Genomic DNA, 18,844 nt, shown 5'->3' with positions numbered 1-18,844 from the left:
GAATGTGAGCTTCTACTCGTATTCTTATAGCACTATCGACCACACGAGTGAAGTTGCCGATGATCTGCGATGCGATGCTTGCCCCTATCGGGAGGAGCTTGAACAGGCTCGCAAGCCTGCGCGGTATGATGCTTGCGTTTGCCGTTGCTGTGCTGTGTCAACTGGCCATGATGCCCCTCGACATGCGCCTTCAAGCCTTATCGGGGGGCTTAGGTAAATTGTCTTTGTTATTCAATGCTCGGGCGATGACCGTCATCGGCCATCTTCATGCCTATGGTGCAGAAGGGCGCCGATTGCTGTTCTGGATGGACGTCATCGATTTGCTTTTCCCTTCTGCGCTCGCCTGGACTTGCATACAGGCAATCTGGCTTGCATTCAGGCTTTACGCACCCCGTCTGGCAGTGTGTGCTTGCGCGTTTCCCCTTGCCTTCGCCATTCTGGATCTTGCCGAGAAGACACTGCATTTCGTGCTTCTCGCCCGTTTTCCCGACGCGAGTCTGGCTATAGCGGGTATTGCCGCGCTGCTCACGACCGTAAAGCTGCTGGTGCTTGTCGTGAGCTACGCCGGATTGATTGCGGCAGGCATCGCGTGGGTGGCGGTACGCTGTAACCGCAAGTGGCAGTGAGCCGCGACAGCCGGGAATGAGCAGGCTGGGCCGATGGTTCCGTACTTGATCCATTCGCTGCGCTGTCCGCCAGGATCGGCCCGGCCACCCAGAGGGGCACTGCATGCGGGCCGGACGTGTTTTGTCCGGCCCGCGCCGTGTCGGCTACGGGGCGGCCGTTTGCCTATGTGCTGGCGACGAGCGTCGGCGCGATGTTCGACATCCGGGCAGCGAGTGTCGGACTCGTGCTGATCGTTGCGTTTCCCGACAGTCTGCGCATTTCGTCGGGTTCTCAACTCGTGACGCCAGTGGCCGTGGGTGCTACGGCTCAGGTCACGGGGGTGCGCGTACCCGCATTTTCCAGCAGCGACAAAATTTCTCCGTCGCTCGGGATGAGTCCGGCATCCGGTACGGGGGCGACCAGACGCGCAGCGATGCGCTCGACACTGAGCACGACGAGCAGGGTTTCGCTTTCCGGCTTGTCGGTCATCACGATGGTATCGGCGAGTACATTGCCGCCGCCGAGCAGGCTTGGCAGATCCTGCATGCGCGAGCTCAGGACTTCCGGGATGTCGCCCAGGGCGTCGACCAGGATGCCGAAATGCGAATCCGGGCCTTTCTTCAAAATTACGATCTGCGGCCGGGTGCCGGCAATCGCCGGTCCGCCGCCGACGATGCTGCGGATGTCGAAAATCGGGATCGGCGACCCGCAGTACATGCGGTAGCCGATGAAATCCTGGCCGGCTCCCGGAATGCCCGCCGCATCGGCGTAGTCGACGGCTTCGGCGATCTGCGCAGACCGCAGACCGAACCAGCGATTGCCGACCAGAAAGGACGCGATTTCGACCGTTTCGCCATCGGCCGTGCGATCAGAGCGCACATGCAGGCGCGGAATTCCGGTCGTCGCCCCTTGCTCGACGACCTGGCATAGCGGGATGAAAATCAGCGCCGAAATTTCGTTACGGTAAGCACCGTCGTCGTTCTTGTATTCGCGATAGCCGGCGGACATGCGGGCACCGGCGGCGTAGTAGCTATCGCCGAGCCGCACGATGCCGACATGCGAGCGGCCCGCAGCCTGGGTATAAAACGCGGCATCGATGGCCAGCCGCTCGCCCGGATGCCGCTGCGGATCGGTGGATGCGACCAGATGGCCGCTCGTGTCGACAAAGGCTCCGAAGCATCCGGCACTCGGTTCGCCCCGTGCGTCGCGCGGCAGGGCATCGCGCAACATCGCGGCAAACTGCGGTTCGCTGTCGAAGACGATGCCGACGCCGCCAATGACGCGTTCATCGCTGACGGCATGAATCGCCGCGCCGTAGATGTAGGTATGGCGACCGGCGTAGAACGGCGTGGCGGCGAAACGGGAGACCGCATAGCCTTGCGAGTCGGGCAGCGTGAGTACCTGGCGCACCCAGTCTTCGTCGATGCGCTTTCCGACCAGTCCGGCTTGATCGTCCTGCGATACCGCGAGCACGTGGCCGCGGACGTCGAAGACGATCAGGTTGGCGTAGACGGTATAAAGACCGTTGATCGTGCGCAGGATCGCGGTCATGCGCTCCCTGTCGGCGGGTTCGAGCGTGCTCTTGTCGAGAATCTCGCGGAAAGTCGACGTCAGTGCCCACCAGCGACAATCGTTGGCCCGCTCGTAAAGGTTGCGGTCCATGATGTCGATCGCCAGCGAGGCCAGGAAGCAACTGTCTTGCAGTATGGTAGAGACGACCGTTTCGTGCAGGTTCGCGATCGAGCGTGCGAAGACATCTTTGGTGCGCGCACCGGTGTTGCTGATCTCCCACAGCAGAATCTTGGAAAATGAGCGGTTGAACGTTTGTGAAGAGGAACTCTGTCGCACGTTGCCGTTCCACACCGAACGATTGAGGTCGCTCTGGATGCGATTCGCCTGTATCGGAATGCTGCGCAGCGCCTCGCCGAAGAACGATGAGTTCTCCATCACCGCGCGCAATACCTCAGGCTTGACGTCGCGCAACACCTGGGAAGCGTCCTCGTTGAACGCATGCTGCACCGGGAGCATGACCTGCCCGAACCAGCCCGGCCCCATATATCCCTGATAACCCTGCGTGGCGCGCGTGGTCGCCAGGTATTCCCGGCCGGCAAAGCGTATGACCCGGTAGTCCTCGTCGAGTGCCCGTTCCAGCGTCGCGCCGACCGGGATGTGAAAGGCGTCCGAACTGGCGACCACCTGCCCGTTCGTATCGAGCAGCAGGATCACCGGCCAGTCGTCGTCGGCAGACAGGTTGGCGAAGATGCGCTCCATCTCGTTCTCGAAGCGAAAGCAGAGACACAGCACGCCGATCGGCGATTCGCCGTCGGTGACGCGATATGAGTAGACCAGCGCCTTGGCGCAATTGGGCAAAAGATCGATGGCGCCGAAGCTTTCGACGTAGGCGTCGTCCGTCGTCAGCGATGTGTGCAGCAGCGGGTGCCTCGTCTGTCTGACTTCGACGCTGTCGTCGAAGCGTGCCAGCACGCAGCCGGCGGTATCGAGCAGAATGATGTCGGAATAGACGGAATACTTGGCGACGTATTCGGCAAAACGTGCGCGGAGGCTTTCCCGTTCGCGGGCCAGTGCCGCTGCCGCCGATTCGTCGCCGCATGCGTTCGCCTCTCTGGCTTGCGCTGCGTAAAAACCGATGTAGCGCCGGATGTCCTCGTCCGTCGCCAGAAAGCCGATGTCGGCTGTGCGCTCGAAGAGATTGCGTACCAGGATGTCGATGGCCACTTGCGACTTGGCGTTCATCTCCTGCACGCATTTCTTCAGGGTTTCCGTCCCCAACTGGTTGAGGAGGTCGCTGGTCAGCTGATTGAAAGCCTGTCGCGTCCCGCTCATGTCGGTGCCGGAGCCGGACATCTGACCGAGCAGGGTCAGGTTGTCCCACACCGTTTGCAAACTTTGCAACACCTCACGGTATTCCTCGACCGTGTCCATATTGCGTATCATCCCGACGAGGCTGTCGTCGAGTTCGATGTTCTTGTAGCGAGCCATATCCCTGTTTCTCCCCACCCCGACTAACGATGTCTGCGCATCATTTGCAAGCCCCCGTAACCGGGGCATCGCCGAATATGCTCACCGGCCCAGCAGAGATTCTGCATTACGTATACCGGTCATGATCTAAAGCAATATTTGTGCCACTTGTCGTGTGGTCGACAGAAGGCCTTTTCGAGCACAAGGCGTTCGTGCCGTGCGATCAGGGGAGACTCGATCGGGTTTGTTGCGAAAGCGCGATGGGTGGCTGGCTGCTGGCTGTCCAGTGCTGTGTGAATGCCTGTCGCTCGACGCGTCCCGGTTCCGCGTGGAGCAATTGCTGAGGGGCCGTGCCAATCGCCGTCTGCGGCAGGGCCGATAGTGCGCTTTGGGCAACGATGGGTATGTCACCAGACAGTCGAGCAGGTCGGCGACAGGCGTCGGCGCTTCTATCGTCACCGCGCGGGTATCGGGGGGGGGCTGGAAGAGGGTTCCGGCGAGGTCGCCGCGCAATACGCCCTCGATTCCCCGTTCTCCCGGCAGGTCGGAGAGGGGGCGAAGCGATGTCTGGGGAGGGGCGGAAAAAGGGGCGCTGCGTCGCCCCTTTTTGCATTCGGGCGCCGCCCATGGGCTCGCCGCGGCGAACGCCTCGCCGCTCGATCCGGCTTACGCCGATCGGATAGCGTCGTCGCCCGCGCTGCCAGGGGCGGGGCGCACTGCCGGAACTGCATTGGCGCGCATGAAGGTATCCACGGCGCAGCCGACCGTTGTGGAAATGGCGGGGAGCCGATCCGCGTCGCGAGCGTCAAACAGCAGGGGCTCGAAAATCTCCGCCTTCAGCAGCGCCGTGAACTGGGCGGCTGCGACGGTGCAGTCTACCGGCTGCATCTTGCCCGCAGCGATGCATTGCTCGAAGTAGGCTTTCAGAAGCATGCCGCCTTCGCGGGGGCCGCGTTCGTAAAACTGGCGCCCGACATCGGTGCGGCCCGACTCGGCGAACAGCACCCTGAAGGCGGTGATCATTCGCTCCTGACAGAGGATGCCCAGCAGTTGCTCGCCAAAGCTGAGCAGGGTGGCGCGCATGTCTTTGCCGGCATCGAGACTCTCGAACAAGGGTTGGATATTCGCTTTGGCCAAGCGGTGCATGACGTCGAGGAACAACACTTCTTTAGACGCGAAGTAGCTATAGATGGTCGCTCTCGATCCGCCGACGCGCGCGGTAATTTCCGACATCGTGCTTAGGTCAAAGCCCCTCTCGCGGAAGACTTCTTCCGCGACGTCCAAAATTTTCTGGCGTCGGGTTTCCGACTTGGCTCGCATGGTTTTCTCTTCTGCGGTGATCTACTTGAGGCCGGTAGTCTGGCTTGACAGATGGGGCTTGTCAAATGCAGACTGTATTGTACAGTTTAGTAATGGAGCATTTGTGGCCTCGAATACCGAATCTACGCCGTCCGCCTTCTTGCGCTATCGCCTGTGGGGCGTGGCGGGTGTGCTGGCGCTCTCCGCCTGCGCCAGTACGCCGCCCCTGGGCCAACGGCCGGTCATAAAGGAGGTCGCGGCATGGTCCGGCGATCTGACCAAGGGCGAAGTCGCTTGGCCACAGGATCGCTGGTGGAAAACCTATGGCGATAGCCAACTCGATGTCATGATCGATGAAGCGCTGGCCAGTGCCCCCAGTCTGGCCGTCGCGCAAGCGCGTCTGCGTCGCGCCGCCGCCAGCGTGGACGACAGCGATGCCGCTACCGCGCCGCAAGTGTCGGCCAATGCCGATATCAATGCGGCCAAGCAAAGTTATAACTACCTGACGCCACGCTCAATGTTGCCGTCGGGCATTCATGGCTATGGTCGTACGACGCTGGATTTCAGCTGGGAGCTGGATTTCTGGGGCCGCAACCGGGATGCCCTGGCCGCCGCGATTTCGGAGCATGGAGCGGCACAGGCCGAGGCCGCGCAGGCGCGCTTGCTGTTGACCACATCATTGACCAGTGCCTATGCCGAGCTGGCCCGCCTGTTCGCCGCAGAGGACACCGCCAGGGAGGCGGCAGCCGTGCGCAGCAAGACGGCCATGCTGTTTCATGAGCGTTACGCCAATGGCCTGGAGAATCTATCCGGCGTCCGGCAAGCCGAAGCGCGGCATGCCGCCGCCGAAGCCGATCTGCTTGCCTGTCGCGAAAATATCGAACTGCAGCGTCATCGGCTGGCCGCGCTGATGGGCAAAGGCCCCGACCGCGGTTTGTCCATCGTTCGCCCGAGGGTCAATCTGGGGCAGCCTCTGCCTTTGCCCAAAACATTGGAGCTCGAACTGCTGGGCCGGCGACCCGATGTCGTGGCGGCCCGGATGCGTGCCGAAGCGGCGAGTCGGCGCATCGACGTGGCTCAAGCCGATTTCTATCCCAATATCAATTTGACCGCATTCATCGGAATGCAATCTCTAGGGCTCGGGCAGTTGACCAAGGCCGGCTCGGAAATCGGCTCGGCCGGTCCCGCCATCTCCCTGCCGATATTCAACGGCGGTCATCTGCGTTCACAGCTGAGGATAAAGCGCGCCGACTATGACGAGGCGGTTGCCAACTATGAGCAAACCGTGACGGAAGCGTTGCAAAGCGTGGCGGATGCCGCCGTGAGTCAGCGCGAATTGGCTGGGCAGTTGAGCTATAGCCAGCAGGCCGTCGATGCCGCCCGCGCCGCCTGGCAAATCGCTCGCAATCGCTACGAGGGCGGCTTGTCGACTTATCTCGATGTTCTCAGCGCCGAAGACACCCTGCTGACCAATCTGCGCAGTTTGACCGATCTCCAATCCCGAGCCTTTACGCTGGACGTGGCACTCGTGCGTGCCCTCGGCGGCGGTTTTCGGGCCCAATGATTCTTGAAGAAAGATAACGATGAGCAAATCCGTTTCCAATGCCCGGCGGCGTCGCCTGTTCTCTCTGCTGGCGGTTGTCTGCGCCGTGGGCGGGGCCTCGGCTGGCGCCTATTGGTTCCTCTATGCCTCACAGTTCGTGTCTACCGACAATGCCTATGCCAATGCGGAGGTGGCACAGTTGACGGCCTCGGTGGGAGGCATTGTGTCCAGGGTGGACGTGGTGGACACGCAGAAAGTGAAAAAAGGCGACGTGCTGGTGGTCATCGATAGCACCGATGCCCGTCTGGCCCTGCTGCAGGCGCAAGCCGAGTATGCCCGCGCAGTGCGCAAGGTGCGTGGCCTGGTCGCAACCGATTCCGGCCTGGATGCCCAAATCCTCGCCCGCCGTGCCGACGAGGCGCGGACGGCTGCGCAGTTGAAGGCGGCGCAAGCCGACCTGGATCGCGCCAGCATCGATCTCAAGCGCCGTCTGGCGCTTGCGAGTTCTGGTTCGGTTTCCGGCGAAGAGTTGACCCAGGCGCAGAATGCGTTCGTCACGGCACAGGCCAATCTCGGCGTGGCGCGCTCAGCGACCGCCCAGGCGCGCGCCAATCGTGAAGCCGCGCTGGGCTCGCGCGATGCCAATCATGCCCTGATCGACAATAGTTCGATCGAGGCCAATCCGGAAGTGGCGCTCGCGCATGCGCGTCTCGATCAGGCGCGCGTCGATCTGGAACGGACCACGGTACGCTCGCCGATCGATGGTGTGGTGGCGCGGCGCCAGGTGCAACTGGGGCAGCGTGTCCAGATCGGAGCAGGTCTGCTGTCGGTGGTTCCGGTCGATACGATTCATGTCGACGCCAATTTCAAGGAGGTCCAATTGGAAGGCGTCAAGGCCGGGCAGCCGGCCGAGGTGCATGCCGATCTTTATGGTGACAGCGTGACCTATCACGGCGTCGTCGCCGGATTCGCCGGTGGGACGGGAGCGGCGTTCGCCACCATCCCCGCACAAAATGCCACCGGCAACTGGATCAAGGTTGTGCAACGCTTGCCGGTGCGCATCCGCCTGGATCCGCAGGAACTGGCACGCCATCCATTGCAAGTCGGCCTGTCGATGCAGGTCAAGATCAACACTGGCGGCAAGCGCTAAGGAGTCTGCATGTCTTCCCCGACCTTGCCCGGCGGCGATGAAGCGCTGACCGGCGGCATGCTGATATTGGCAGCACTGGCTTTGGCGGCAGCCAATTTCATTGCGGTGCTGGATACCACGATTGCCAATGTTTCGGTTTCCAATATCGCAGGCGCCCTCGGCGTTACGTCGAGCCAGGGAACCTGGGTCATCACGTCCTACTCGGTGGCCGAAGCCATCACCGTGCCCTTGACCGGGTGGCTGGCCTCGCGCTTTGGCGCCGTGCGCGTGTTTGTCCTCTCCATGATGTTGTTCGGTATCTGCTCGGCGCTGTGCGGACTGGCCAATTCCTTCAGCCTGCTGGTGATGGGGCGTATCTTGCAGGGACTGTCTGGCGGGCCGCTGATGCCATTGTCGCAAACGCTGCTGCTACGGATTTTTCCTAGAGAAAAGGCGGCGGCAGCGACCGGATTGTGGGCGATGACGACATTGCTGGCCCCGATTGCCGGTCCGATTCTGGGGGGCGTGTTGTGCGACCGGGCCTCCTGGCCATGGATATTCATCATCAATGTTCCAGTGGCGTTGATTTGCGCTGCCGGAGCATGGAAGCTGCTCAAACGCTACGAACATGCGCTGATCCGCTTTCCTATCGACAGAGTCGGGCTGGGCTTGCTGATCCTCTGGGTCGGGTCTTTGCAGATACTGCTGGATGAAGGCAAGGATCTTGACTGGTTTGCTTCGACCGAAATTTGCCTGTTGGCTCTTTCCGCCGTGCTCGGGTTTCTGTCGTTTCTCATCTGGGAACTGACGGCCGAGCATCCGGTCGTGGATCTGAGAGTGTTCCGGCATCGGGGTTATTCCATGAGCCTGGTCACGCTGGTGCTGGCGTTCGGCGCTTTTTTTGCGATCAATGTGCTGACACCGCTGTGGTTGCAGAACTTCATGAGCTATACCGCGACCTGGTCGGGAATGACGACAGCCTGGAGCGGAGTGCTGGCGGTGATGATCGCGCCGATGGTGGCGGCATTGTCGATGCGCGTCGACGCTCGCAAACTGGTTTGCCTTGGCGTGTGCTGGATGGGGTTCGTGACGGCCTGGCGCTCGTTTGGCGTCACCGATATGAATTACTGGCAGATCGCGATCCCCTTGCTGTTGATGGGGCTAGGCATGCCCCTGTTTTTCGTGCCGTTGACCGGACTGGCTCTGTCGGCGGTAGACGAGGGCGAAATGGCATCCGCCGCCGGCTTGATGAATTTCTTGCGAACGCTGGCTGGTGCCTTTGCCACATCGCTGGTGAGTTCCGTATGGGAAGAGCGCATTAAATTCAATCACGCCGATCTGGTCGGGCAGTTGGATGGCATGGGCGACAGCACCCGTGCCATGCTCTCGTCGGGGATGTCGATGGACGCGGTTCGCGCATCGCTGGACCAGATCCTGAACGGGCAGGCGGTCATGCTGGCGACCAACCAGGTTTTCATGATGATCGCGGTCATTTTTATCGTGGCTGCCATTTCGATCTGGTTTGCGCCGAAAGCACGCCGCGTGGTGGACGGGCCGGTCGGCCATTGAGCGCCATGGGGCCATTGCGGTAGCCTGAAGGTGTGAGGGGCGAGGAGGGGGCGCTGCGGCGCCCTTTCCTCATTTTGGGGCCGACGACATCGTTGCCGCATCTGCGCGCGAACGGGACATTGTCCATCGTTCTCAGTGGTCTGGCCTGGTTCATTCCTTGCTTACCGCATGACTTGGCATGCTATACCTTAAAGTCGGGGTTGTTTCCGGCGATAATTATTCGAGAGGTCTGTACAGCGTTTCTCCTTTGCTTTGAGTGCCGATTTCTGTTTGATATCTCTGCTTTGCACTGCGAAAGGGTGAGGGTATGGTCGCACGACAAGGGTTGAATGAATCGGGGTTGGTTCTGGCGATTCTTGATCGGTGCCCAGTCGGTATTGCTGTTATTGATTATTCAGGAATATACGTCTCGGTAAATCCTGCCTATTGTTCAATCTACGGCTATACAGCGGGAGAGATGGTCGGCTCTTCATTTACCATGGTTTTCCCTGAAGAGGATGGGGGGGTTGTTCTTTCTCGTCACCAAAAATTTCTCGATGTGGGCGGCAGTCTTGGTGGGGAGTGGCGCGTTCGTAGGCATGATGGCGAATTTATTTATGTATGGTCCGAATCTGTTGCTCTGTCGGTAGAGGGGGCATCGTTGAATCGGCTTGTGTACGTGCTGGATATAACCGAGCGGAAGAGAAGCGAAGAATTAATATGGAAGCAAGCGCACTATGATGCGGTGACCGGTTTGCCGAATCGGAATTTGTTCCGGATTCTGCTTGAGGAAGGACGGAGCAGGGCTGAGCTGGAGGGGCACCGCCTGGCTCTTTTCCTGATCGATCTGGATCATTTCAAAGAAGTCAATGACATTCTGGGGCATAGCGCAGGCGACATGCTGCTTGGCAGTATTGCGGCGCGTATAAAGAATTCTCTTGGCGATAATGCGGCCATCGCTCGCCTGGGTGGAGATGAATTCGCATTGATCATAAATGAGCCAGATTATCCTGAGTGGGTTGATGGGTTTGCACAGCGGGTACTGGATGAGTTGGCGCGTCCATTTCATCTGGATGGCGAAGTCGTATTCGTGTCCGCAAGCGTTGGTGTCGCCATTTATCCGGACGATAGCGCTAACGTCGATGATTTGTTCAAATCCGCAGATCAGGCTATGTATGAGGCGAAGAGAGCTGGCAGGAATTGTTTCAGTTATTTTACGCCTGCTTTGCAATGCGCCGCGCTCAACCGTTTGCATTTGGCTAATGAACTTCGCAGTGCTTTGACTAATGACGAATTTGAAGTTTACTATCAGCCTATCATCGACCTTAGAGATGGCAGCCTCAAGAAAGCAGAAGCATTGCTGCGCTGGAATCACCCGGAGCGCGGTGTCGTCGGGCCCTATGAATTCATATCAATAGCTGAAAGTACGGGCCTGATCGTAAAAATCGGAAACTGGGTTGCCAATGAAGTGATTGATAAAATAATATTTTGGCGCGAACGGTTTTTATGTGACTTGCAGATTTCAATCAATGTTTCTCCAATCCAGTTTCGCGTCAGCAATGCGTCCGATTTCGATTGGGTCAGGAAGATTGAAGACGCAGGCCTGGACGGCCGGTCGCTGCTTGTTGAAATCACAGAAGGCCTTCTTTTGAATGCTGATCCGCTGGTGAAGAAAAACTTGCTGTTTTTGAGGGAATCTGGCATCGAAGTGGCGATAGATGATTTCGGGACAGGCTATTCATCGCTCGCTTATTTACGTAAATTTGATATCGATTATCTAAAGATCGATCGCTCTTTTGTCGAAGACCTGGACGGTGTCGGCTTTGATCTGTGCGAGGCGATTGTCGCGATGGCGCACAGGCTTGGGCTGAAAGTGGTGGCCGAGGGAATCGAGACGACAAAGCAGCGCGATGTACTCGCTTCAATCGGGTGCGACTATGGTCAGGGTTATCTTTTCTCCAGGCCGGTCCAATTCGACTCTTTCACTGCCATGCTGAGCAAACGGTCCGGATGCGCATGACGGTTGATGCCTGTGCGAGGGGGGGCTGACTCTGGCTGATGACGACCGCCGGTCACTGCCGTACCCACAGGGTTGAGAAGTCCATCCAGCCGCTTGCCCCGAGTTCCAGGCCCGCCACTGCCGGGTTGGCGCTGACCCCCTGCCGTTCGTGGGAGAGTGGCAATATCCAGCCACCACCGACCAGGCAATCGCCGGCGTTCTTGTATATACGCATGCGTTTTGCGCTGTCTGTCTGGCGCTGCGCGTGCATCAGGCTTTGATCGAGCTCTGCCGCAACGCGATCTTCCAGGGCGGCTCGCAGCACCGGGTTGCTGCCGAACCATTCGTGGCAGCTGTAGTCGCGATCATCGCTCGGCACCTCGCTGGAGAGGACCAAGTCAGTATCCGGCCACCAGTCCGGCAAACGTTCGAATTCGGGGTAGCTGAGGGTGCGTACGATCAGCCTGATGCCAGCACTGGCCAGCCGCTCTGCCAGCGCAGCTGCCAGCGGCTGGAAAGAGGCCAGTTCATAGCAGGCCAGGGTCAGTGTGCTGCCTTTGACCAATGGACAGCGCGCCGGGCCAGTGGGCAGCCTATGCTCCCACTCCGTCAGCAGACCCTGCGCCGGTTTGCGCAGAGGATCGTCCGCCTTGACCAGGGAAGGTTCGGCCAGGAAACGCATCAAGTTCGCGCGTTGTGGGGCGCCCAGACGCAAGCGTGAAGGGTTGCACAACAGATACGTGCATGCCGACAGCAGCGGGCTGTCAGTGCTGATGGCGGATGCGTCCAGCAGCAAGTCGAACGGCGGGTCCATTGCTGTTGTGATGACCCACAAATCGATCTGATCCAGTAATGGACGTTCTCTATGGTAGTGCTCGTGAGCCGCCAGGCTCAGTCGCAGCTCGTTGTGGCGTATCAGTCGGAATGGACCGCTACCCACCGGCAGTCGGGAAAAATCGGCCCCGCGCCTGATCGGCACGATGGAGGCGTTGGCGGTGGCCAGGCGGTTGGGCCAAAGCCAGTCGGTCTCCGCCAGCACAAAACTGAGCGACAGCGTGTCGTGCAGCTCGATGTTGACGAGGTGACGGTATTGGCGTTGCCACGGGTTGAACGCGTCGCGCAGGCGCAATACGGTCGCCGCGACAGCCGTCGCATCCAGCGGCTGCCCGTCATGGAAACGCAGGCCTGGGCGCAGCCAGAAACGCCAGCGACTGCCGTCGTCACTGGCTTCCCAGTAGTGCGCCAAGTTCGGTGACAGCGTTTGCTGCTGACGGTCAAAACTGCACAGGCGGTCGAATAATTGGCGTACCAGGTGCGATTCCAGCCGGCTGCTTGCGTGTAAGGGATCAAGAGAGGTCGGTGCGCGGTGGAGCGGGATGCGCAACTGACGGTTGCGCTTGGCTGCGCCAAGAAAGTCCGGCAGCCGTGCCATCAGCTCACGACGTTGCGGCGTGTCCAGCTGCACGAATGCCTTTTCCAGTTCGCCACGGGCGACCAGTTCGCCAAGCTTGTCCAGTTGCAACTGCTCGGGGGTGAACAACAAGGTGAGCGTCGAGCGCTTCCCACGGCCACATCCCGGTGCCCAATGCAGCCAGCCGCGTGCCTGCATCTTGGAGAGCTGCTGGCGGATATTGCGCTCGCTGCAGCCAAGCAATGTTGCCAGCAAGGGCAGGCCGGGTTGTGCATCGTGGTCTGCGTAGTGCTGGTAGAGCAGTGTGTATTGGTCGTGAAGGCGCATGCGGCAGATTCAAAAAAGGGGAAGCTAATTCTGTTTGTTTCATCCATTTTTGTCTTCTGCTTTTTTGTCGATACTGGTCTGCCTTGTCATGGCCGGAGTCGTCGCATGAGTCGCGTTATTCCCCGCCTTCAGGCCAGTGCGCTGCTGTTGAGCCTCAGCCGGGGGCTGGTCTCGCCCCTGCTGGTGTTGACCTTGAGCCGCCAGTTGTTGTTTTCATCATCGGGTATCGGTTTGTTATTCAGTGCGGCGATGCTGTGCGCGACGTTGTCTGGATTGTACGCGGGCCATCTGGTCGATCGGTTCGACCGTCGTCGTCTGCTTGGAATTGCCGTTCTGCTGATCGCGACCAGTTTTGCCCTGGTGCCGTTCAGCCGGGTGTGGCCGCTTGCGCTGTTGGCGTTATTGCTGTTGGAGGGCGCATTCGCTCTGTATGGCATCGCCACCAAGGCCGTACTGAGCGCCAGGCTGGAGCCTGCCGCGCGTGTCCGTGCGTTCTCACTACGCTACGCCCTCAGCAATGTCGGCTTTGCCGTGGGGCCATTGCTCGGGAGTCTGCTGGCTGGACGAGCGCCCCTGGCCCCATTCTGGCTCGCCGCTGCGCTGACGTTGGCAACTTTGCCGCTGTTGCCTGGTTTGCCGGCAGTTGAAGCCGACAAGGCGGGGGCAGGCTGCCGTTGCTTTGCAGATACGCTGTTGCTATTGCGGCGCGACCGCACGCTTGTCCTGTTTACCTTGGGCAGTGCGTTGGGCTGTGTTGTCCACGGGCGATTTTCTGATTACCTGTCATTGTTGTTGCTGCAAGGTCATCGCGATGCGGACGTGTTGCGCTGGATGTCGGCACTGATTGCCAGCAATGCCGTGACGGTGATTCTGCTGCAGTATCCAGTGGGGCGACTGCAGCGTCATGGCCTGCTATTGAGCTGGATCATGGTTGGTTCAGGCCTGCTGGCCGGCGGACTTGCCGGTTTTGCGCTGGCGGAAAGCCTGCCGGCATGGTGCGCGGCGATGGTTGTGTTTACTCTGGGAGAGATCATCATTATTCCGGCGGAGTATCAATTCATCGACACCATTGCTCCTGATGCACACAAGGGGAGCTATTACGGTGCCCAGCAGCTGGCGAATCTTGGTAATGCCATCAGCCCCTTGCTCAGCGGTCTGGTGCTGTCTCTTTTGCCTCCCGTGTCACTGCTGTTGATGATGATAGCGCTGGCCTTGCTTGGGGCTGGCTGTGTGTGGGCGGCCGCTTCTGCCCGGGCGGATTTGATGGACTGCACCGACTGACCGGTGTCGATAGAGTGTTGAGGGGGGCTTCCGCTGCGGCATGTTGAAAAACGCAGCGGGGCGGTCTGACTCCGGTTTGCGATCGGGCCATCGAGAGGCCAGGGCCCCTGCCGGGGCCGTTTCATAGGCTGGTCTGATGGCGGGTTTATCGGCGATGCGGATACATGATGATGCTCTTGCTGAAGCAGGACAGGGCCTGCGCAGGATTGTGGTAGGTGTACGTCACATCCGAGGCAAAGGCCAGCGACTGCCCTGTGCCGACCTTGCGCACCCGGTCAGGGAGCCGTACTTCCAACTCGCCGGCGTACACATGCAGCATCTCGTGGCAGCCCGGCGCATCGGCTTCGGCTTGATAGCTGTCGCCGGCGGCCAGCTGCCATTGCCATAGCTCAACCGTCATGCCGGGGCGGTTCAGCGACTCGAGCAGATTGCCATGACTATCCGCCTGCTTGCCCTGCCAGATGCGCAGAGGCAGCGCGCTGTGCACCTTGTCTGCCGGGGCTGGCGCCCCCACCACGTCGAGAAACGCGAGCCCCAGCGCGCTGGCCAGCTTGTCGACCGTGGCGATGCTGACATTGCTTTCGCCGGCTTCGATATTCACCAGCATGCGGCGGCTGATGCCCGCCAGTTCGGCCAGCCTGTCCTGGCTCAGGCCACGTTGTTGCCTTGCCCGGCGCAGATTGGCCGATACATTCTGTATGACTTGCAGCGTTCCATTACTCATATTTTGAGCACTATATTGCACAATTTGTACAGTGTGCATTATAGTGCACTTAATGAGCCATCAGCAATGCGAGCGCACCCCATGACGATACAGAGTACGGCCGCCGGCATGCCTGGGCGGAGCGCAAGCCGCCTGCCTGACCTTGTCCTGATCGGGGTGACCATGATCTGGGGCTTCACCTTTCTCGTGGTCCAGCACGCGCTGCACTGGGCCGGTCCGTTTGGCTTTGTCGGTCTGCGCTTTGCCGTGGCCGGCCTGGTCGCCTTGTTGCTGTGCCGACGTGAACTGGCCGGTTTGACGCGGATCGAACTGGGCACCGGATTGCTGGTCGGCTCGGTGCTGTTTGGCAGCTACAGTTTGCAGACCCTTGGCTTGCAGCTGATCCCCAGTAGCAAGTCGGCCTTTCTCACGGGCTTGTACGTCCCGCTGGTTCCGTTGTTTCAACTATTGCTGTTCCGCCGCCATCCACGACTGGCCGCCTGGCTGGGGATTGCCGTCGCCTTTGGTGGACTGGTTCTGCTGTCCGATCCGCGCGGCATGCGGCTGAATTTTGGAGCCGGCGAATGGCTGACCGTCGCCGGGGCCGGTATGATCGCGCTGGAAATCAGTCTGGTCGGGCGTTTTGCCGGCCAGTGTCATCCGCGGCGGGTGGCGGTCGTGCAGCTGCTGACCGTTGCACTGTTGTCCGGCATCGGTTGGCAGATCAGCGGTGAGGCCGCTGTGCAAGCGCATCCCGTGCTGTTGCTCAGTGTCCTGGGGATGGGGCTCGCGACCGCGCTGATCCAGATAGCCATGAACTGGGCGCAGAAAACGGTGCCGGCGACGCGGGCGACGGTCATCTATGCGATGGAACCGGTATGGGCAGGGGTCGTCGGGGCGGTGGCCGGAGAGCAGGTGGGCATCATGGCCGTCTCCGGCGCCGCCCTCATCGTGGCCAGTGTGCTGATCAGCCAGCTCGGCAGTCAGTCGGGCCATTAGACGATTGCCGGCAGAAGCGACCTTTGTCCGGTGGACGGTTTCCTGGTGGCGGCGCGCTTGCCGAATGCCGTGGCAAGCGCCGTTGGTACCGTCTTCCAGCCGCAGCCCTCCCGTCTGGATGCCGTCATGGGGCGCGCCGCCGCCATTCATGCCCGGATCGATGGCGATTTCATTACGCGCGACCCACCGCCAGCCTTGCAAGAAAATCGTGCCGCCTGGTGCGAGACCATTGTCGGTGTGATCTGCGAGGAACAGGCTTCGTTCACGCCGTAAAGCGCGCCCATCGGCAGTCTGACGGCGGGGGCATTGCTGGCGGTCTTCCAGCGTCAATCCGGCAGCGACGGGAAGCGGGCGCTGGAAGAGGCCCGCTCCAGGCGTGTCCCGCCGAATCCTCGCATGCGCGTTGCCGATCTGCGCAGCGATATCGATTTCATCGCGCCCAGCTTCGACTTTGCCCACCGCCAGTGGCAACGCGGGCAGGCATGCTCGTTCGCCTATCACTTCGTTTGACCGTCTTCCCTGCCTGGCCCCGGGGCCGGGCACTGCCTCGATCTCCCTCTTTTGTTCGGCAATCCGGATGTCTGGAGCCGGGCACTCATGCTAGAGGGGGCTGCCCGATTGGCGCTGCCTGGACCGTGCTTCGCGTTTTATGTAAAATGAATAAACAGTTCATTTAAAAACTATGTCTGTTTTTCAATGTTTTACATAAAATTCATGCCGTTGCAATGGACCTGCCTTAGACTCGTTCGAATCATGTCGCTACGAAAAAAACTGCACGCCAGTCAGATCGCGATTGGCAGACCTCTCGAGTTTGACTGCTTTGACAGTCAGGGGCGCTTGTTGCTCAAGAAGGGCCTGGTCATCGAGTCGGAACGGGCGCTGGGGCTGATGATCGAGCATGGTTTGTTCTCCCATCCGGAACCCGCGGCAGCGGCGGGGGTGCAGGCGGAGGACGAGGATGCGCAGCCTTCTCCCTTCCAGCTCCTGACGGATCTGAACCTGCGCCTGAAACAGATCCTCTCCCGAATCGGCACGGGAGAGCCTGCGTGGAACGACGGCGACGGCTGTGATTTCGCGGCACGGGTCATGGGCATCGCCTCGAGTCTGCAGAAAGTGTGCGCGCTAGATGTCGATGCGGCGATCGGTCTGCTTCATCTCGACAGGAACGATCGCTACACGACCCAGCATCCGCTGCATCGCTCCATTGTCTGCGAGTTGGTCGGCAAGCGGTCGGGCATGAGCGAGCATGAGCGCATGCGTGTGATTTGCGCCTCGCTGACCTGTGATATCTCTATGCTTGGATTGCAAGAAGAGCTGACCCGGCAGCATGGCCCCTTGACCGCGAGCCAAAAAGAAGAGATTGAAGTGCATCCGATAAAGTCGGCGGCGATGTTGCGCGCTTTCAATGTCACCGACGACGCCTGGTGCGATGCCGTTGAACATCATCATGAGGCTCTCGACGGCTCAGGCTATCCGCGTAAAGTGTCGCGCACCGGGCTGGCGCCCTGGCCACGCTTGATCGCTCTGGCCGATATTTATACTGCAATGATAACGCCTCGTGCCTACCGGACTGCGATTTCGTCTCGCGTGGCAATGCGCGAGTTGTTTTTAAAGCGCGGCAGCCATGTCGACGAGGGCTTTGCCACCCTGATCGTTAAAGAATTGGGTTTGTATCCCCCCGGCGCCTTCGTCAAGCTGGCTAACGGCGAGATTGCCATCGTACTTCACCGTGGCGAGGACTCTCAAACCCCCGTGGTGAAAAGTGTGCTCGGTCCGCGTGGCATGCCCTTGGTCAAGCATAGGGTGCGCGATACCGTGCAGAAAGAATTCTCGATTCAGGATGTCGCCGAACGCGACAATATCATTCAAATCAATATGAACCAGCTGTGGGGCTACCCGACGGGAAGCGGCCGCGAGGGCGATGATTGATTGCCCGCGCCGCATACGGCGGCTTGCCGCTGCCGTGGTGAGTGGCGCTAGAGCCGGGCACGTTCAGGCGATCTGCACGCACGTATTGCATGGGTAGAAACGGCCCGCTGTGCCAGCCCGACGATAAGTCACCGCATTTCCCATTTCCCTGGACGGTCAGCAATCCCGACCGTCAGTGCACACCGGCCTGAAGGCCGGAGGCGTTGTTGCTGCACTGCAGTTGGCCCATTTGCGCCGGATCGGCGCTTGAATCCGTTCCATGCTGCCATCGCGTCGCATGTCGAGCAGCGTTCGTTCGAACTGCCGGGCGAGTTTTTCGTGGCGTATGGACAGGTGGGCGACGAACTCCAGGTGCTGAAGTGCGGGTTCCTGAATGGTGAGGTCGGAATAGCCGGCCTTTCGCGCCGGGCAGAGCACGCTGCGGGGGAAGACGGCGAGTTTGACGCGACCGCGGCGAAGCATTTCGAAAGCTTGAATGTCGGTTGCGACAAATGTGAAGTGATAGCCGTTGCCCAGTTGTTCCAGTTCTTTGATCCTGGTGCTGGCGACGGAGAAGGGTCGGATGCTTTTCAGCCCGTGGGGCGTAAACACTTTGCCGACCCCGAAGGCCACCAGCTCATCGTCGGCGATGACGACATTGATTCGTGTCAGCCTGGTGTAGGATTTCAGATCAAGATCGGTGCTGCGCAGGCTGTCGCCATCGAGCGTGCCCGCGTCGACGCTTGCCAGGCCCCGTTCCTGGGGCAAGGGCAGGAACCGCAGTTCGTGCCCGAGCCGATGCGCGGCCTCGGTCAGGAGGGCTTGCGACATTTCCGTCAATCTGTTCGGTGGGCTGTTCGGAACGGCAAATGTAAGCTGCAACGCATGCGCCGGCAGGCAGGCGAGCAAGCCGATAGCAATGCCGAGCCGGTATTGGCTTGGATAGATCATATTCGATGGCGCTGGAAAATCGTTTGTTCAGCTTAGCATGCCGGTATGCGAAAGCTGTGCTCGTAGAGGTAATCCGCCATTGTCAGCACGCTTTGAACAGGGGTTCAACGCGGGTTGGCGCAGGCATCCCAAGAGTCGGTCGATCGACTCGATTTTCAAGT

At 60.1% G+C, this 18,844-nt stretch carries 14 protein-coding genes; 9 read left to right on the top strand and 5 right to left on the bottom strand.

Annotated features, from left to right (window positions below; genetic code table 11):
• Positions 1–98: 98 nt before the first annotated feature.
• Positions 99–626 (top strand): hypothetical protein, encoded by a 528-nt coding sequence (locus G520_RS0102910; RefSeq protein ID WP_211222743.1) that lies wholly within the window; start codon positions 99–101, stop codon positions 624–626.
• 307 nt (positions 627–933) lie between these two features.
• Here G520_RS0102910 and G520_RS21255 read toward each other — a convergent pair whose 3' ends face one another.
• Positions 934–3,606: a chemotaxis protein CheW gene (locus G520_RS21255; RefSeq protein ID WP_051228896.1), complete on the bottom strand. Its 2,673-nt coding sequence runs from the start codon at positions 3,604–3,606 to the stop codon at positions 934–936.
• A gap of 645 nt (positions 3,607–4,251) precedes the next feature.
• Entirely contained in the window at positions 4,252–4,905 is a 654-nt protein-coding gene (locus tag G520_RS21250) for a TetR/AcrR family transcriptional regulator (protein WP_051228893.1), read from the bottom strand.
• A gap of 103 nt (positions 4,906–5,008) precedes the next feature.
• Between G520_RS21250 and G520_RS0102895 the strand changes: the two genes are divergently transcribed.
• The 4 genes from G520_RS0102895 (at position 5,009) to G520_RS24240 (ending at position 11,124) form a co-directional block, all read left to right on the top strand.
• Positions 5,009–6,448 carry an efflux transporter outer membrane subunit gene (locus G520_RS0102895; protein WP_028534359.1) on the top strand — a complete coding sequence of 480 codons (1,440 nt, stop codon included), beginning with the start codon at positions 5,009–5,011 and terminating at the stop codon, positions 6,446–6,448.
• A gap of 19 nt (positions 6,449–6,467) precedes the next feature.
• On the top strand, positions 6,468–7,577 hold the full coding sequence (locus G520_RS0102890) for an HlyD family secretion protein (RefSeq protein WP_036665139.1): 1,110 nt from the start codon (positions 6,468–6,470) through the stop codon (positions 7,575–7,577).
• Positions 7,578–7,586: 9 nt separating this feature from the next.
• A complete protein-coding gene (locus tag G520_RS0102885; protein ID WP_028534357.1) occupies positions 7,587–9,125 on the top strand; it encodes a DHA2 family efflux MFS transporter permease subunit in 1,539 nt (512 codons plus the stop codon).
• Between the two features lie 307 nt (positions 9,126–9,432).
• Complete coding sequence (locus tag G520_RS24240) at positions 9,433–11,124, top strand: putative bifunctional diguanylate cyclase/phosphodiesterase (protein WP_084637428.1); 1,692 nt, start codon at positions 9,433–9,435, stop codon at positions 11,122–11,124.
• Between the two features lie 52 nt (positions 11,125–11,176).
• Here G520_RS24240 and G520_RS0102865 read toward each other — a convergent pair whose 3' ends face one another.
• The gene (locus G520_RS0102865; RefSeq protein ID WP_028534354.1) at positions 11,177–12,841 is read right to left on the bottom strand and encodes an ABC transporter substrate-binding protein; all 1,665 of its coding nucleotides are present in this window, start codon (positions 12,839–12,841) and stop codon (positions 11,177–11,179) included.
• Between G520_RS0102865 and G520_RS21240 the strand changes: the two genes are divergently transcribed.
• A complete protein-coding gene (locus G520_RS21240; protein WP_246542782.1) occupies positions 12,830–14,122 on the top strand; it encodes an MFS transporter in 1,293 nt (430 codons plus the stop codon). The two genes, G520_RS0102865 and G520_RS21240, sit on opposite strands and share 12 nt — an antisense overlap.
• Positions 14,123–14,267: 145 nt before the next feature.
• Here G520_RS21240 and G520_RS0102855 read toward each other — a convergent pair whose 3' ends face one another.
• The gene (locus G520_RS0102855) at positions 14,268–14,846 is read right to left on the bottom strand and encodes a helix-turn-helix domain-containing protein (RefSeq protein ID WP_028534353.1); all 579 of its coding nucleotides are present in this window, start codon (positions 14,844–14,846) and stop codon (positions 14,268–14,270) included.
• A 66-nt stretch (positions 14,847–14,912) separates the two neighbouring features.
• Here G520_RS0102855 and G520_RS0102850 point away from each other — a divergent pair, with 66 nt between their 5' ends.
• The 3 genes from G520_RS0102850 (at position 14,913) to G520_RS23820 (ending at position 17,753) form a co-directional block, all read left to right on the top strand.
• On the top strand, positions 14,913–15,824 hold the full coding sequence (locus G520_RS0102850) for a DMT family transporter (RefSeq protein WP_246542657.1): 912 nt from the start codon (positions 14,913–14,915) through the stop codon (positions 15,822–15,824).
• Positions 15,825–15,854: 30 nt separating this feature from the next.
• Positions 15,855–16,097: a hypothetical protein gene (locus G520_RS0102845; protein WP_028534351.1), complete on the top strand. Its 243-nt coding sequence runs from the start codon at positions 15,855–15,857 to the stop codon at positions 16,095–16,097.
• Positions 16,098–16,577: 480 nt separating this feature from the next.
• The gene (locus G520_RS23820; RefSeq protein ID WP_051228889.1) at positions 16,578–17,753 is read left to right on the top strand and encodes an HD-GYP domain-containing protein; all 1,176 of its coding nucleotides are present in this window, start codon (positions 16,578–16,580) and stop codon (positions 17,751–17,753) included.
• A 156-nt stretch (positions 17,754–17,909) separates the two neighbouring features.
• Here the strand turns inward: G520_RS23820 and G520_RS0102830 are convergent, their stop codons facing one another.
• Positions 17,910–18,683, bottom strand: a complete 774-nt coding sequence (locus G520_RS0102830; RefSeq protein ID WP_028534349.1) for a type 2 periplasmic-binding domain-containing protein — start codon at positions 18,681–18,683, stop codon at positions 17,910–17,912.
• Between the last annotated feature and the right edge of the window lie 161 nt (positions 18,684–18,844).

This window comes from Paludibacterium yongneupense DSM 18731 (genome assembly GCF_000422925.1).
Classification (GTDB): Bacteria; Pseudomonadota; Gammaproteobacteria; order Burkholderiales; family Chromobacteriaceae; genus Paludibacterium; species Paludibacterium yongneupense.
Note: the sequence above shows the minus strand (reverse complement) of the source record. Positions and strands in the feature narration are given on the sequence as shown.

Coding starts and splice junctions, on each gene's coding strand:
- G520_RS23820 (WP_051228889.1), top strand. CDS start 16,578: ATGTCGCTACGAAAAAAACTGCACGCCAGTCAGATCGCGATTGGCAGA.
- G520_RS0102885 (WP_028534357.1), top strand. CDS start 7,587: ATGTCTTCCCCGACCTTGCCCGGCGGCGATGAAGCGCTGACCGGCGGC.
- G520_RS0102890 (WP_036665139.1), top strand. CDS start 6,468: ATGAGCAAATCCGTTTCCAATGCCCGGCGGCGTCGCCTGTTCTCTCTG.
- G520_RS24240 (WP_084637428.1), top strand. CDS start 9,433: ATGGTCGCACGACAAGGGTTGAATGAATCGGGGTTGGTTCTGGCGATT.
- G520_RS0102865 (WP_028534354.1), bottom strand. CDS start 12,841: ATGCGCCTTCACGACCAATACACACTGCTCTACCAGCACTACGCAGAC.
- G520_RS0102855 (WP_028534353.1), bottom strand. CDS start 14,846: ATGAGTAATGGAACGCTGCAAGTCATACAGAATGTATCGGCCAATCTG.
- G520_RS21255 (WP_051228896.1), bottom strand. CDS start 3,606: ATGGCTCGCTACAAGAACATCGAACTCGACGACAGCCTCGTCGGGATG.
- G520_RS0102850 (WP_246542657.1), top strand. CDS start 14,913: ATGCGAGCGCACCCCATGACGATACAGAGTACGGCCGCCGGCATGCCT.
- G520_RS21250 (WP_051228893.1), bottom strand. CDS start 4,905: ATGCGAGCCAAGTCGGAAACCCGACGCCAGAAAATTTTGGACGTCGCG.
- G520_RS0102830 (WP_028534349.1), bottom strand. CDS start 18,683: ATGATCTATCCAAGCCAATACCGGCTCGGCATTGCTATCGGCTTGCTC.